Origin of the sequence: Paenibacillus solanacearum (assembly GCF_910593845.1) — a bacterium.
GTDB classification, from domain to species: Bacteria; Bacillota; Bacilli; order Paenibacillales; family NBRC-103111; genus Paenibacillus_G; species Paenibacillus_G solanacearum.
In genome coordinates this window covers 406,328-421,227 of sequence record NZ_CAJVAS010000001.1, presented here as the reverse complement: position 1 = coordinate 421,227, position 14,900 = coordinate 406,328, and the positions used below count along the sequence as shown (strand labels likewise).

At 53.9% G+C, this 14,900-nt stretch carries 13 protein-coding genes and 1 pseudogene; 2 read left to right on the top strand and 12 right to left on the bottom strand.

Annotated elements, in window-relative coordinates; translation table 11 throughout:
* Positions 1 to 7: 7 nt before the first annotated feature.
* On the top strand, positions 8 to 850 hold the full coding sequence (locus KXG62_RS01785; RefSeq protein ID WP_218090173.1) for an NAD-dependent epimerase/dehydratase family protein: 843 nt from the start codon (positions 8 to 10) through the stop codon (positions 848 to 850).
* A gap of 137 nt (positions 851 to 987) precedes the next feature.
* Here KXG62_RS01785 and KXG62_RS01780 read toward each other — a convergent pair whose 3' ends face one another.
* The 5 genes and pseudogenes from KXG62_RS01780 to KXG62_RS01760 all read right to left on the bottom strand — a co-directional run bounded on the left by KXG62_RS01780 (position 988) and on the right by KXG62_RS01760 (position 4,890).
* Positions 988 to 1,428 carry a GyrI-like domain-containing protein gene (locus KXG62_RS01780; protein WP_218090172.1) on the bottom strand — a complete coding sequence of 147 codons (441 nt, stop codon included), beginning with the start codon at positions 1,426 to 1,428 and terminating at the stop codon, positions 988 to 990.
* A 115-nt stretch (positions 1,429 to 1,543) separates the two neighbouring features.
* Positions 1,544 to 1,671, bottom strand: a pseudogene (locus KXG62_RS01775) (IS1595 family transposase); the annotation flags it as partial.
* Between the two features lie 64 nt (positions 1,672 to 1,735).
* Positions 1,736 to 2,488 carry a class I SAM-dependent methyltransferase gene (locus KXG62_RS01770; protein ID WP_246627253.1) on the bottom strand — a complete coding sequence of 251 codons (753 nt, stop codon included), beginning with the start codon at positions 2,486 to 2,488 and terminating at the stop codon, positions 1,736 to 1,738.
* A gap of 94 nt (positions 2,489 to 2,582) precedes the next feature.
* Complete coding sequence (locus KXG62_RS01765) at positions 2,583 to 4,064, bottom strand: serine hydrolase domain-containing protein (protein WP_246627252.1); 1,482 nt, start codon at positions 4,062 to 4,064, stop codon at positions 2,583 to 2,585.
* Positions 4,065 to 4,170: 106 nt separating this feature from the next.
* On the bottom strand, positions 4,171 to 4,890 hold the full coding sequence (locus tag KXG62_RS01760) for a GNAT family N-acetyltransferase (RefSeq protein WP_218090171.1): 720 nt from the start codon (positions 4,888 to 4,890) through the stop codon (positions 4,171 to 4,173).
* A gap of 327 nt (positions 4,891 to 5,217) precedes the next feature.
* On the opposite strand from KXG62_RS01760, the gene KXG62_RS01755 reads away from it, so the two are divergent.
* Positions 5,218 to 5,910, top strand: coding sequence for a stalk domain-containing protein (locus tag KXG62_RS01755; RefSeq protein ID WP_218090170.1), 693 nt, complete (start codon positions 5,218 to 5,220; stop codon positions 5,908 to 5,910).
* A gap of 300 nt (positions 5,911 to 6,210) precedes the next feature.
* On the opposite strand, the gene KXG62_RS01750 is transcribed toward KXG62_RS01755, so the two are convergent.
* The 7 genes from KXG62_RS01750 to KXG62_RS01720 all read right to left on the bottom strand — a co-directional run bounded on the left by KXG62_RS01750 (position 6,211) and on the right by KXG62_RS01720 (position 14,766).
* Entirely contained in the window at positions 6,211 to 6,567 is a 357-nt protein-coding gene (locus tag KXG62_RS01750) for a Rieske (2Fe-2S) protein (RefSeq protein WP_218090169.1), read from the bottom strand.
* Positions 6,564 to 7,658, bottom strand: coding sequence for an amidohydrolase family protein (locus KXG62_RS01745; RefSeq protein WP_218090168.1), 1,095 nt, complete (start codon positions 7,656 to 7,658; stop codon positions 6,564 to 6,566). Before KXG62_RS01745 ends, KXG62_RS01750 begins: the two co-directional genes overlap by 4 nt.
* Before the next feature lie 35 nt (positions 7,659 to 7,693).
* Positions 7,694 to 9,250 (bottom strand): extracellular solute-binding protein, encoded by a 1,557-nt coding sequence (locus KXG62_RS01740; RefSeq protein ID WP_218090167.1) that lies wholly within the window; start codon positions 9,248 to 9,250, stop codon positions 7,694 to 7,696.
* Between the two features lie 74 nt (positions 9,251 to 9,324).
* On the bottom strand, positions 9,325 to 10,185 hold the full coding sequence (locus tag KXG62_RS01735; RefSeq protein ID WP_218090166.1) for a carbohydrate ABC transporter permease: 861 nt from the start codon (positions 10,183 to 10,185) through the stop codon (positions 9,325 to 9,327).
* A 15-nt stretch (positions 10,186 to 10,200) separates the two neighbouring features.
* Positions 10,201 to 11,091 carry an ABC transporter permease gene (locus KXG62_RS01730; RefSeq protein WP_425517323.1) on the bottom strand — a complete coding sequence of 297 codons (891 nt, stop codon included), beginning with the start codon at positions 11,089 to 11,091 and terminating at the stop codon, positions 10,201 to 10,203.
* Positions 11,092 to 11,281: 190 nt separating this feature from the next.
* Positions 11,282 to 13,609, bottom strand: coding sequence for a helix-turn-helix domain-containing protein (locus KXG62_RS01725; RefSeq protein WP_218090165.1), 2,328 nt, complete (start codon positions 13,607 to 13,609; stop codon positions 11,282 to 11,284).
* Between the two features lie 263 nt (positions 13,610 to 13,872).
* A complete protein-coding gene (locus KXG62_RS01720) occupies positions 13,873 to 14,766 on the bottom strand; it encodes a hypothetical protein (RefSeq protein ID WP_218090164.1) in 894 nt (297 codons plus the stop codon).
* Between the last annotated feature and the right edge of the window lie 134 nt (positions 14,767 to 14,900).

Genomic DNA, 14,900 nt, shown 5'->3' with positions numbered 1-14,900 from the left:
TTATCGCATGAAAGTTTTAATTACCGGCGCTACGGGACGCATAGGAAGCCGGCTTGTCCCTCGATTGTTACAAAGAGGATATTCTGTCCGTATGCTCGTTCGACAACCCGAACGCGCGCAATGGTTAATCGAACAAGGCGCCGAATTCGTTCAAGGAGACCTGCTACAGCCCGACTCTCTCGCCCAAGCGGCAGCTAATCAAGATGCCATTATTCATTTGGCCGCTTATTTTCGCGGGGCAACAGAAGAGGAATCGTACGCCGTGAATCTGGAGGGTACAGCGGCATTGGCGCGCGCCGCTTTGCAATCGGGCGTGTCCCGATTTATTTTTGCGAGCACCAATCTTGTATATGGCCCCGGTCAATTGCAGCCCTTTGTTGAAGACGATCTCCCTCGTCCCGCCGCTCCCTATGCTAAGGCGAAAGCCGCCGCCGAGCGGGAACTGCTGGAGCTACAGTCTAGCAATGGACTTGGGTTAACGATTCTTCGATTGGCTTTTGTATATGGGGACGGAGATCCGCATCTGAAAGAGGGCTTGCAATGGTTTCGCAACTGTAACGCTGCTCAACCAATGCATATCGTTCATCATGCAGATGTCGCACAAGCGATCATCCTTGCTACAGAGAACGAGCGCAGCGTAGGGCATATTTTTAACGTTGCCGACAATATACCGGTGCCGGTTCGGGATATTATGAACCTCTATAATGAACCGATTGTTGAAGATGCAGTAAACCGCCCGCTCAATTCTTCCTGGCTGCAGCTCGTAGATACGACAAAAATCCGGGAACAGCTCGGATTCAATGCTGTTTTCCCTGCGCTGCGTAGCGCTGTGGAGTCTGGCAAGCTCTAGCAGTTCAACCCAGCTATTCGCCGCTTCGATACTTGACTCCATTACACTTGCCCAAACGAAGAGGAGCCTCCGCATCGGATGCTCCTCCACGCTAAGTTAAGAACCACCGTGGGTATATTTATAAATGTAAGGTAAAATTATTTGAGATTATGGAAAATCTCAGTCTCAAGTTTTGATTCATCATCCGTCCAATGTCCGTATACTTCTATTAAAGGAAGTTCGATTTCTCCGCCTGAGTTTTCTGCCAACGTCCGAACTTTTTGATAGCTTTCATCTAATTTATTGTACGGCCCGATATGTTTGCAGTAAGCATATTTTTGAAAATGGACGATCTTTTTCTCTAGCAATGAATCTCCTTCAGGAGGAGAAATCAGCTCAATTCCAGCAAACATATGATGACCATCCTCATAAACGACATGATTAATACCTGAAAGAGAGAGTTTATTATTTCTTACTTCCTCCCAAACCCTATCCAATAATTCGAAAATTGTAGCACTATAAGGTTTGCTTTGATCATGAAGTTTGGAAAAACCATATAGTATAAAAGTTTTGCTTTCGTTTATAATCACTGCTTCCATGGTTAGCACTCCTACCTGGTATCTTTGAACTATTTAGTTCTTGCCACTGCCCCTTATTTCCTTCAGGTTGAATCAAAATTGTTTCTTCGTTATCCTCCCGTTTTAGCTTAACAAGAACGCGCCCATCTTTGTGCTTCTGCTCTTGGATTTCGTTAATTGCTCGAACGGGAGCCGACCCACCGTTGGTTCGGGATTGCAAAAAGAAGATAAATCAGCAAGCCTTTTTAGCTCCTTTAAATCCATAGACAAAACAAAGCCTAATAAAAAAAGTAAAACCGTCATGCTGCAGCATGCTGGTTTTACTTTTTTATGATTCAGCCGTTTTCTTCCGCGCTACGACAAGCGGCTGGTAATAACCGGATTGTTCCGGCATGTGCCATTCGACATCCGAAAATCCGGCCGCTGTCAGGATGCGGCTGAGCTCTTCCCGCAGCAAAGCCCTGTATCTCGTTGCGTGATGCTGCGTCCTCCACTCTCCTTCGATTTCTTGTACGATAAAATGATGGGTCTCGTACGTTGTCCCGTCATCGTCCCAATCCCAAACTTGGAATACGATGCGCTTGCCGTGATCGAATACGCGCGGCTCCGTCGCTTTCGGCTTTGCTTTCGTCAGCTCGTCGTAATCTCTGATCGTAATGAGCACGAGGCCGCCGTCTCGAACCTTCGAATACAGGTTCGATGCCGCTGCATGGTAATCTTCATCCGTCAGCAGGTGCGGAATTGCATTATCCGCCGACAGCACAACGTCGAACACGCCGGAAACCGTCTGCTCCAGCGAGCGAAAATCGGCCACCCCGAAATTCACTTTCAGTCCGCGTGCTGCCGCTTCTTGCCTGGCTCTCTCGACGGAAACCGGACTGATATCCGTTGCCGTTACCTGGTAACCGCGCTGGGCCAGACCGATCGCCTGCGTTCCGATGCCGCAGGAACAATCCAGCATTGTAATATGTCCCTGCTCCCGCCCCGGCAGGATGGACTGTAGAAAACGGTCCAGCACGTCCCCCTGCCAGGCGATGGCATGATTCCAATCGACGAAGATGAGATGGTACTTGTCTGCCAAATCATCGTAAAATGCACAACCGATTCCTTCAATATCGTCCCCTCCCTCACATCGTTAGGATGAAAGCCGATGTTCCCGTGGCCCATCTTCATTCTTAAAGTACGTGTACGTCATCGCTTCTCCGCTGGACGATGTCCTCGCGATGTCCGGCAGCTTTGTAGTTCATGGCCGTCATCGATACGTTCATTACGAACTGCAGCTCGATCCCATCGTCGTGAAAGCGGATCGTGTACGACGCGCAGTACGGGGTTTCGATGTACAACAAGGTCAGCTTGAGCGTCGCGCGATCCAGCCATCCCGCATACGCGACGACTTCCTGCCGGTGCACCGACAAATCCTTAACGAATACATCATGCTGGCGCACAGGGGTATGAAAGTCGAATTCAAGCTCGCGCAGCTCGCGTTCGTCGCAGCAGAGCCGGACTATGAGCCGATCCGCTTTGCGGGCGAAACCGAGCTTGCGGAGCTTCTCCGGGTTGTCCTCGATGCCGAACCACCGACCGTCATAATCCGCTATGTCTACCGGGATCGGGCGCACTTCCAGCACCGGATACGTCATACCGGCCAAACGCTCTTGAAGCGCGGTACGCTCATCCATCATTGGCGGAACGCTGCTGTCCCGTTCGACCTCGCCGAGGATATGCTCGTAGATCAAATCGAGCAATTGCTGGCTTTGCCCTTTGGCAAAAGCGGCCGTAGCCGCAATGACGATACGCTGTTCGGGCGCCACCAGGCACAGCTGGCCAAATGCGCCGGCGCCGCGAAAGCAGTTTCTGCGGCCCAGATGAATCTGGTAGCCGTAGCCTTGCGCCGAATCGATATCTTTTGCGCCTGGACGGTTATCGCTCTGTTCCTGCGTCGCCTGTGCGATGAATGCTTCGGAAACAATCGTTCTGCCGTTGTACTTGCCCTTGTCCAGCAGCATTTGTCCGAACTTCGCCACGCTTTCCGTAGTCAAGCTTAATCCCATCCCGCCTGCGGCCGTGCCGAGCGGGCATGTTTCCCATACCGGGCGATCGATGCCCAGCGGCTCGAACAGTCTCGGCATTAGGAAGTCGACCAGATGCTGACCGGTGGCCTCCCGAAGTATCGCCGACAGCATGTAGGTGGCCGGCGTATTATATGAATAATGGCTTCCGGGTTCGCACTCCACCTCCATGGCCAAGAAGGCTTTTACCCAATCGGTCGTTCCCGTAACGTCGCTGTAAATATTGGCGCGGTGCCCCGTGTTCATCGACAGCAGATGGTGCACCGTCATCTTCGACAGGTTGGCCGAAATCTGCTCAGGGCAGCGATCGGGAAAGAAGCCTACCACCCGGTCGTCGAGGCGAAAATATCCTTGATCTATTGCGATGCCTGCCGCAATCGAAGTAAAGCTCTTGCTCAGCGAATACAGCAGCTGCGGCCGGTCGGTCCGGTAAGGCGCCCTCCACATCTGCGCGGTTACAACGCCGTCCTGAAGCAGCATGAAGCTGTTCAACTGCAAGGAATGGTGTTCAACCTGGTCGAAAAATCGCGATAATGCCTTTGACGAGAGGCCGTGATTTTCTGGAAAACCGAAATGTAACCTACTCAAAACATTCGCCGCCTCCCAAATCGTAAGCTTAATCCTTCAACATTCTAACTATTCTCCAGCATCCGACCCAAATCCTTCCATGCCGTTCCACTTCGATTCGCTGGAATCAATAGATTGTAAAATTGACGCCATAGAAGCTTAAATTCAACTTTTGCGCCACCCTTTGCGAAGAAGCGTTGTCCCCTGATGTGCTGTATAACGGGACGCATCCCCTAGCGCGCACGCCTTTGGCCCATTCGGCCACCACGGCGGCGGCATAGCCGTTGCCACGGTACGGCTCCAACGTCTCCAATCCCGCTTCATGTGCGAGAGGCGAGATCCGTACGCTGCGGCAGACGGACGCCACATGACTCTGTCGTACGACCGCCATACAAGGCTGCACATATCCGATCTCCGCCGCTAGCCATTCGAAGCCATCCAACCGGTGAGACGCTATATTTTCGCTAGTCAGTTGAACCACCGGCATCTTCGAAGCCGTTTCGACCGGAATATGAAAGCATGGCCCCATGGTGAATCGTTCGCCCTGAAGCAGTTCCATGTACGCTTCAGCATGCTTCGGCTTCGTCTCGAAATCCGAAACCGCCGGTTCATCGGTGCATAACGATTCCAGCCGCTGGACAATCTCAGAAGGAACGTCGTAACGAAACCGCCAGACCGACCTTCCTTCTGTGGTCCGCCCCAAGAAAAAACGCGGAGCCGCCGCCTCCCCCGGCCATGGCTCATTCATCATACGTAGCCGCATGTCTGCGTCATGCGTAAACATCGCCTCCGCGTGAAGCTCCATCAGCGCATAGGCCGATAATTCCGATTCATTCCGTTCTTCCATGTTTCAATCCCTTCCTTTACCTGGTTGTTATTTATATTACCAGTTCAACTTTCGCTGAGCCACAGCGGTCAACGAATTATTATTCAAGTCCACGAAATCGCCCTTCGTGTGCAAAAATAATTTCAAGGTAAGTTTTCCGATTTTTCCCATCCTCAATTAAGGTTTGTTGATATTCGACGAATTTGTAGTTTTTTTGTTGTTTTATGTATTTGGCATCATGTAATCCGCTATAATTGGAACTATGACTTCTCATGCGGTGAGCAGTTAGTTAGCGGGCTTCTTTCAGCAAATCCCTCAGCCGATGAGGATGACAAATTGGAGATATGTATGAAAAAAAAGATCGCAGCAGTATCCGTTGCGCTTATGCTGTTATCAGGGGTGGTCAGCGCCGCCAGCATTAACGGAAATTATAACGGCAATCCGATTGTAATCGTGACTTCTAACGGCAAGGCATTAGAAATCGACGAAGTACCCGCACAAATTATAGACGGTCATACACTTGTCCCGATCTCCTTGCTCCGGCAAATCGGAGCATCCGTTACATGGGATGCCAAAACATACGGCGTTGATGTCAAAATGTCTGGCAGCAGCAGCTCTGTCGTAAAAGGATTGTCTCAAGATGAGGCTGAAAAATTAATCACTTATACAGAAATCATCCGTTTTCTTAATGTCATGAATGACCAGGCCTACATTATGGCAAATCTCCGAACCTCTCTTACTCTTGCTACAACCAAGACACAGAAAGACCAGGTCGCCCAATCAGCTAAAACGATTAATATTGCTAAGGCCAACGAATTCAGCAAAAAATTTGAATCCTTCAACATCCTCACCCTCAATGAAAAGAAGGAGCTCATGAATACGGCTAGTAGTGTAAATGGTATTAAAATCGCTTTGGAAAACGGTAGCGGCGACACAGTAAATTCCGAACTGTTAAAATTCAAAAACAACGTTACTGTCCTTACTAAAAAATACGATGCTCTTCTGCAGCAATCCGAAATTGCGCTTGCGAATAAATATTAGCGTGAAGATCGAACTAAAAAGAATCCGAAGAGACGGGCGCTGGAAAAGCGCTCGTCTTGCTAATTTGGTCCAAAAATCAAAACAAAAAAGCTTGATCACTCAAGCTTAAAGGATGATTATTGTATTCCTGCGGTCACGGAGCCGCTCTATGGACAGGATTGCCGGTCATTGTCTTTCTGCCGATAACCGGTCCCAGAATCGTTCGACTGTCGACCCGCTGCCGCTATTTTGCGTTGAAAACCGCTCTTTGCATTATTTGCAGCTGTCCTGATCTTCGATGACGCCCAGTGAACACTCCGCTCACTCCCCGATCACAACGTACACGCCCGATTCATCCGCCTCGACCGGATAGCCGCGCAATTTCGCCTTGCTGCCCTGCGCCAAATGCCGGCCGTTCGTGAGGTCGAATTCCCAACCGTGCCACGGACAGCGCAGCACTTGATTGTCCAGCCCGAACCGGTAATCGTACACGCCCGACGGCAGCCGCGTGCCTCTTACCAGTCCGGCACATACCGGCGCTGCCGCATGCGGGCATACATTGCGCCAGGCGTAGTAGCGGCCGTCGATCCGGTATATGCCAAGCTCCATCTCCTTCACGCTGACGATCCGCTGGCCGCCGTCAGTCAGTTCATTCGCTTCCAGCACCTTGTATCTCATGCGGGGTTCGCCCCCTTCCGCTCCTCCGGCACCGGCAGTCCGTACAGCTCCGCCGCGTTCAAGCCTTGAATGCGGCGTCTCATCTCCCGGGGCAGGCCGTTCAAGACGATGTTCGGATTGTCAAAATCCCAATGCGGGTAGTCCGAAGAGAACATGGCGATGCGGTCCGCATGCATCATTTGGAATATTTGCACGAGCTGCTCCGGTCTTTCCGGCTCTTCGATTGGCTGGGTCGTGACGCGAACATGCTCCAATATATATTCCGACGGCAGCCGTTTGAGCCAAGGGGCCGTGTCGCGCAGCGCTTTATAGTTTTTGTCCATCCGCCACATCAGATGCGGCAGCCAGCCGATCCCGCCCTCGATCGCGACGAACCGCAGCCTCGGATATTTCTCGAAGACGCCTTCGCATACGAGGCTGTTCACATGGGTCATGAAGTTCGCCGGCAATATGTTATGCCACTCCATATAGCGGGTCGGGTAGCCGGAAGGCGTAGGCGCGCCGGCGATGCCTTTGCCCTCGGTGCCGGGGTGAATGGCCACCGGCAGGCCGTTGCGCTCGGCGGCTTCGTAGATCGGATGGAAGAAGCGGTTGCCGTACGGCATTCGCGCACCGCTTCCCATCACGACCTGCACCATCGCCGGATGCGCCGACATCCGGTCGATCTCCTTCGCCGCTTCCGCCGGATCGGAATGATTGATCTGGATCGAGCCCTTGTACTTGGGACTGACGGTCAGCCATTGCTCGACAAGCCAATCGTTATAAGCCGCGGCCACGGCCGTCGCGTAGTCCGGATCGGCATGGAGCGACAGCCCCTGCTCCGCCCCTCCGGTCAACACCGCATAATCGATCCCGCACGGCTCGATATAATGCCGCAGCGCGAAGTGCGGATCGCTTCCCGGCGCGCCGCCGTCGTCGGGGGTAGCGTCCCGGCGCAGCACCCCGACCGGCGAATAATATTGCCCGTGTACGCCGACGCCGGACTCGAGCCACTGCTGATGCCATGCTTTCGGCAAATACGGCAGCAGGTCACGCATCCGGGCAAGCGAATTATGAATGTCGGTATCGACGATAAACGTATCGGATGGCATCGTTCGTCACTCCTTTTTTGCGCAATGCAGACGGGTTATTTCGAACCGTAGGTCCGCTTATACGCCGCGTTATACATATTCAGCAGCTCGTCGGAGCCGAGCTTCTTCGCCTGATCCAGGAACTGCTGATAGGTCGTATCGTTGATCGGCGCTTTGCCGGTGACGAATTCCGTAATGCGCTGCTCCAAAAATTTGGTGAGCGGCGTCAGCTTCGATTTTTCCAGATCGAGCTCTTCCGTCGTCTTGACGATCGCTTTCGGCGCCGGGATAATAAACGATTCGTAGTTCTTGTTGATCGCCTTGCTCTTCTCATCCAGGCCGCGCTCCCATGTTTCGCGGGACAGTGCGTTGTTCAAGGTCATGTTGTCGTACCATACGCCGAAATCCCGGCGCAGCGGCACGTACGGACTGGCGCCGAACTCCTTCATATAGACGGGCTTGCCGTTCTCCAGCGTATACGATTTGCCCTGAATGCCAAGCGACAAGTAGTTGGTGCCCTCTTCGCTGACCAGGTAATCGAGGAATTTGACTGCTCTCTCCTTGTCTTTGACTTTGGCGGAAATCGCGCGGCCTACGGTGCCGACGACCGGACGCGAGAACTGGTACGGCTTGATGCCGCTAGCGCCCAGCTCGGGAATCGAATCGAGATCGAATTCGGCCGGAGCGCCGGCTTTTTTCGCTTTTTCAATCAGCGGGTTGACCTCCGCCTTCCACCAGTACGTGACGGAGGACTTACCTTTCAGGAAACGCTCCTCCCACTGCGGCCCGGTCAGCAGGTAGAACTCCGGATCGAGCAGCTTCTCGTTGTACAGTTTATTCATGTAGACAAGGGCGTCTTTGTAGCCTTTCTGATAAGGAGCGAATTCGTATTTGTCGGATGCGGGGCTCTGATTGTAGAAGCCGGCGATGCCGGTGAATATTTTGCCGAACACCGTATACAGTCCCGCCTCGCCGGTCGTCGGCGCGTTCAGGCTCAGCGGGTAGCTGTCCGGCTCCTTTTCCTTCAGCGTCTTCAGAAACTGGTAAAGCTCGTCGAGGGTGGCCGGCGCCTTCAAATTGTATTTATTCATCAAATCTTTGCGGGCCATCCAAATATAGTTGAAGCCTTTGCCCTGCGCGTCGCCTTCCAGCACAGGGACGTTGTAGATGCCGCCGTCGGCGCCGGTCGCCACCGCTTTGGCTTCCGGGTACGCATCGTAAAACTTTTTGAGATTGGGCGCGATGTTCAAATAATCTTTCAGGTTCAGGAACACTTTCTCCGGCCCATTCTCCCGCGCTTCCTGGTTCGTCGGCTGAATGAAGTCGGTGACCGTATTGGTGGCGATCATAATTTGCCTTTTCTCGAGCAGCCCTTCCTGGCTGACAACCTGCCAGTCTACCTTGACCCCCGTCTTCGCTTCAATTTCCTTGAATATTTCCCAGTCGTTCTTCACCTTGCCCTCGGGACGGTCATATACGAGCCAGGTGAACGTGATCGGCTTCTTCGTGTCCCCTCCCGCATCCCCGCCCTTCGGCGCATTGTCGTTACAGCCTGCCACGAGCCCGCCCAGCAGCACAGCGGCCATCGATGCGGCCATTGTCTTTTTGTTCATCGGTATGCCCTCCTTCAATCGGATGTGGAACCTTTCCCCTGCCCTATAGTGACGGACTCCGGTGGAATCCGGCGCTATCCTTTGATGCCGCCGATCATGCTGCCCTGCACGAAATATTTTTGCACGAACGGATACACGCACAAGATCGGAAGCGTTGCGATCGTGATCATCGCGTATTTCAGCGTCTCGATGTAGGCCGTATTGCCCTCGCCCTGCACGTTGGAGCCGGAGATGATGATGTTGCGGAGCATGATCTGCAGCGGGTACATGCCGCGCTCGTTCAAATAAAGCAGCGCGTCGAAGAACGCGTTCCACTGGCCTACCGCGGTGAACAGCCCGATCGAGACGAGCACCGGGACCGAGAGCGGCAGCACGATGCGCACGAGCACCTGCAGCGAGCCGCAGCCGTCGATCGTAGCCGCGTCCTCCAATTCCTCCGGCAGCGCCTCGAAGAACGTCCGCATGATGAACAAGTACCATGTGCTGACAAGCGACGGGAGGACGATTGCCCACATCGTATTGAGCAGGCCCAGCTTCTGTACGACGAGGAAGGTCGGGATGATGCCCCCGTTGAACAGCAGGGTGAAAGCCGCCATGAGCAGCAGCGCTCTGCGGCCGGGAAGCCATCGCTTCGCCAGCGGATACGCCATAGCCGACGTCACGACCAAGGTCAGGAACGTATGGACGACGGTATAACGGATCGTATTCCAGTAGCTGATCCATAAGTCCGGATTGGTGACGAGCCGCTCGTAGGCGACCAGCGTCACCGACTTCGGCCACAAAACCACCTGTCCGCTGACGACCATGGCGTTGTCGCTGATGGAAGCGGAGAATACGTAGATGAGCGGGTACACCATGACGATGATCAGCAGCACCATCACCGCCGCGTTGATAACGTCGAATAGCTTCGAACCAAAGCTTTCCTTAATCTTCATGTTCCGGCGCCTCCTTTACCATAAGCTGGTGTCCGAAAACTTTTTGACGACGCGATTCGCCGCCACGACGAGGATGAAGCCGATCGCCGCCTGGAACAGGCCGACGGCGGTTGCGAAGCTGAAGTCCGCGGACAGGATGCCGCGACGGTAGACGAACGTATTAAGCACATCCGCAGTCTCGTAGGTCATCGGGTTGTAGAGCAGAATGATTTTCTGGAAGCCGGTCTCCATAAAATGACCGAGCGTCAGCACGAACAAAACGATCATGACCGGGAACATCCCGACGAGGGTGACGTGGCGCATTTGTTGGAACCGGTTCGCGCCGTCGATTTTCGCCGCTTCGTACAAGGTCGGGTCTACCCCGGCAATCGCCGCCAAATACAATATGGTCCCCCAGCCGACGGTTTGCCATATTTCCGAGCTGATGTAGATGGTACGGAACCATTCGGGCAGCCCGAGGAACAGGATCGGCTCGAAGCCGAACCAGCGGATTATATGATTGACGATGCCGGTCTGCTGCGACAGGAAGGTCACCATAATGCCCGCAATGACGACCGTGGACAAAAAATGCGGCATATAGCTGACGCTCTGCACGAAGCGCTTGAACGTCCGGCTGCGAATCTCATGAAACAGCAGCGCCAGCACAATCGGGGCGGGAAACCGGAACAGCAAATCGTACACATTCAGCAGCACGGTGTTGCGGATCAACTGCCAGGCATCGGGCGTATTGAAGAAGAACTCGGCAAAATGCTTCAGTCCCACGAATTTGCTGCCCGTGATGCCGCGTCCGATCGAGAAGTTTTGAAACGCGATGACGACCCCGTACATCGGTGCATATTTGAATATGACATAGTACAAAATGCCGGGCAGCATTAACAAATACAACGCTTTATGCTTTTTCATCATGAACCATAGGCCCGAAAGTCCGCTTCTGCTCGTCAATCGCTCCACCCCTTCACCTGGCATGTTGTACGACCCACTATACGGGCTTCCCGGCTGGCCGGTAAAGCATCATCTTTTGGGCCGTGTCGCCTTTTTTGCATGCGCCTTGCTGCCGCCCCGCAGGAAAAAATCGATACATCGCAAAAAAGAAGCCTCAGTCTTGGTGCACGCTGCGGAACTTGGCCGGCGTCGTCCCTTCGTACTTGCGGAAGTTGCGGATAAACGAATTCCGCCCCCAATAGCCGACCTTCCCGGCGATATCGTCGATCTTCATGTCGGTCTCCAGCAAAAACCGCTTTGCCTCGTTCATCCGGTACTTGGCGATGTATTCCACATACTTCTCCCCCACTTCCTCCTTGAACGTGCGGCTGAAGTGGCCGACCGACATGTTCATCTGCTGGGCAAAATACTCGATGGAGAGCTCTTCGTGGTAATGGTTGTGGATATAACATAAAATGTCCGCGAACTGCCGTTCCCGGTCGGATGGCTCGACCGTACGGAACAAGGATGCGCGAATATCGGTGAACGCCTGCCGCAGCTCCTCCCAGGTGACGCTGCGATGGATCGAGGCGAACAAATCCGAATAAAACGAGATGTTGAAGTCGTTCCGCTCGCTCTCGGCGGCGCGAATCCAGGCGTTCAGAACGTCGAGGCATACATTTTTCATTTGATGCGCGGTTGCTTTTGCCCGAACGCCTTCGTCCAGCATGTCGTAGACCGATTGCAGCAGGCTGTCGTACTCGCGGGCTTTGCACCGGTTCAGAATGCGTCCCACTTCCTGTACGGTCAGGAAGCTGTCGCCGCAGGCGCGCTCCCGCTCTTGCCATGCGCCGTCCTCCGTGCAAATTTCCGCACCGGCATCGAGACTTTTGAATTTGAGCAGGGCGACGGCTTGATCGTACGAGAGATGAAGCCGGTCAATGGAAGGCACCGTACCGCCGACGCCGATGGACGCTTTATAATGCGGCTGCAGCATCAGCCGCTTGATCGCTTCCGCGATTTGCATCGGGTCCGTAGGCACGCCCTGCGGATGGAACAGCATCACCGCCAGCTGATCAGGCTGCGTCCGGCACACCCGAATCACGTCCGGCGCCAGCCGTCGAATATTTTCCTTCAGCTCCGCCGCAATGAACGACTTGGACGTTTCCGACAACGGGCCCACCCTCTGCGAGTAATATTGAATTTCGATGCAGATGGCCGTTACCACCGCCTTCGCGTCGTACGTGAAATCGATCTCTTTGGCGTAATAGGCGATGGACAAGCTGTCGCGGTATTCGCCTGTCAGCGTTTTGACCATAAAGTGCTCATGTACAATCGGATACATGCCGCTCATCATCTGCGACAGCTCCTTGTTGCGCGAGATGAGCATGCCGGAGAAACGTTTGATGACGTCAAATTCGTTGCCTGCTTGCGGAGCCGGCATATCGCCTGCGAGCGGATGCGATTCCAGCCCGGTACGAATTTCGCGGATCGGATTGTACAGCCTGCGGCTCAAATAATAAGAGGCGAACCCTCCCGTTAACGCGAACAATAGGACAAACACGATCGTACAGGCGCGAATCCACATCGCCGGCTGGAGCAGCGTCTCCAGATCGATCACGCTGACGTAATGCCAGTCCTCCTGGAATGAAGACTTCTGGTAATATAACGCTTTGCTTCCATGATCGGCGTATCGGTACAAGGTTTGCTCGGGGATGGCGCGAAGCGCCGCTGAGGCCGGAACGGGAGGAGCGTCGCCAGAGCCGGTGCGAATCAGGATGGAGTCCGACGAACCGGCCAATACCGTATCCGTCACCCATCGCTCCTGAATGCCGAGCTGCTGTCGGAGCTGATCTCGGTCTACATTGACCGCCAAATAAACGTCGGGATGGCTGCTGTTAAACGGATAGCTCATCAAGGCGGTAATATTGGAGTGGGCGGCAATCACGTCTTCCGTAAACGGAGGTCTCTCATCAACAGTATAGGGGGCGGTGAACACCATCGTTTTCTTCTCGGAAAAGTTTGCAAGAAACCGCTGCAAATCCGGGGATTGAATCGGGTAATGCTCGGCAAAGAACGTTTCCTTGCCGGTATACGTATTGTCGGAAATGACGAGGTTGTCTTCGGCAAAGTACAGGAAGGCGCTGTAAACAAACGGATGCGATTGCAGAAGACTGAGCTGCTGCATGAGCGAATGCATAAGCTCGAACCGCTGGCTCGAATCGGGCGGATCGCTGTCCTTTTTCAGCAGGCTCTTGATCTGCGAGACCGTCAGCATGTTCACCATATCGCTCTCCAGGCTGCGGAACGTGGCGTCCGTCTCCTCCGCAAAATGGTTCATGACGATGCCGCCCGCTTTCTCCGCATCCCGCTCGATCAACCGCACGACGAACAGGTTCGTGAGCAAGCCTGCCACGATGACGGGAATCAGAATGAGTGCGAAATAACTGACAAACAAACGCCAAAACAAGGTCGTGGGATGCCGTCGGAAGATGCGTGCCACCGTGTCCGCCCCCTTGGAAATGTTTTGGTATAAAATATCATCGAACAAGAAGTCATATGAAATATTTTTTCTACTTTATTCCAGTCGATATCATTTTATGTGCGTCGTCCCCAAAAATACGAAAAACAAAAAGCCATAGCTGCAAATAGCTACGGCTCGGGATGAACATCCTGTTCCTCTATTCCGTTCTGACTACAACATCCTCCATCGCAGGCGCGGTTGCCGCATTGGCGGCCGGGCTTCTACTCTGTCTGCTCTGCGGTCTACCTTTCCCCATACCGCCGAACCTGCCTCATCTCCAGGACACGGCTCCGGGTATCGTCAGGCCGGTACTGCTTGAGCATCCCTTGCTCATATGTAAAAAATGCGTAAGCCTCGTCGTCGCCGATCTCGATGAAGCGGACGCCGTTCTCTTCAAAGAGGGACGAGTAGGAAGGCGTATTGCGAACCGGACCGGGGAACAAATCGGGCTCCCATTGCAATACCGCCGACTCGAAGTGCCCCTTTTCCGCTGACCATTGGTGAATTTCTAGCGCAGGCGGCACCCAGCGCGTCTGATTGCCGACCCATTCCGGGGTCCCGTCTTTATCAATATCCATCTCCACCGCCTCATGTCCTTGGAAATCAACGATTTTCCAAGTGTCCGCGGTACGGTCGTAGACGGCGATCCCCTTCCTCGCGCCGATATCGCCAAACGGGAAGTTGAGCACCGCGCCGGACCGATCCCCGGTAAGGAAGTTCAACGCTGCGATCTGGCCCGCTTCTTCCCGAGGAATACCGGACAAGCTTCCGAGTTTCCATTTGGAATGTTTGCCCGCTGCGTACCCTGTCCATCCCGAACCGGAATCGGCGCCGGAATACACTTGAATCGACGCCTCGCTATTCGGAAGGGGAAAGCTGAAGACCAGCTTCGCATCGGCGGAAGGAACCCCAGACTCTAGCGGCTGAACCATGCTTTCGGTAAAAGGAACCGTCGTCTGCTGCGGGAACAAGTCCGGCCGGTAAACGGCTTTGATCGGCTGGGTAATGCGCTGCCCCAGGGGGGATACGACGGAACCGGCGGGTTGTTCTATGGGTTGTTTACTGCAAGCGAACATCGCCAGCAGCGTAAGCGCAGTCAGCAAGGCGACGGCCCTGCGCGGCAGCGCGTTGGTCAAACGAATCTTCCCCTTCCTTGGCATTCAGGACACAGGTCCGATTTACAGCCTTAAACTCGCATGAAATCGGCGTTGAACATGACCCTGTTATGCTCACTATGTGACAAGAATACCATTGAAAGGGGAATGACGGC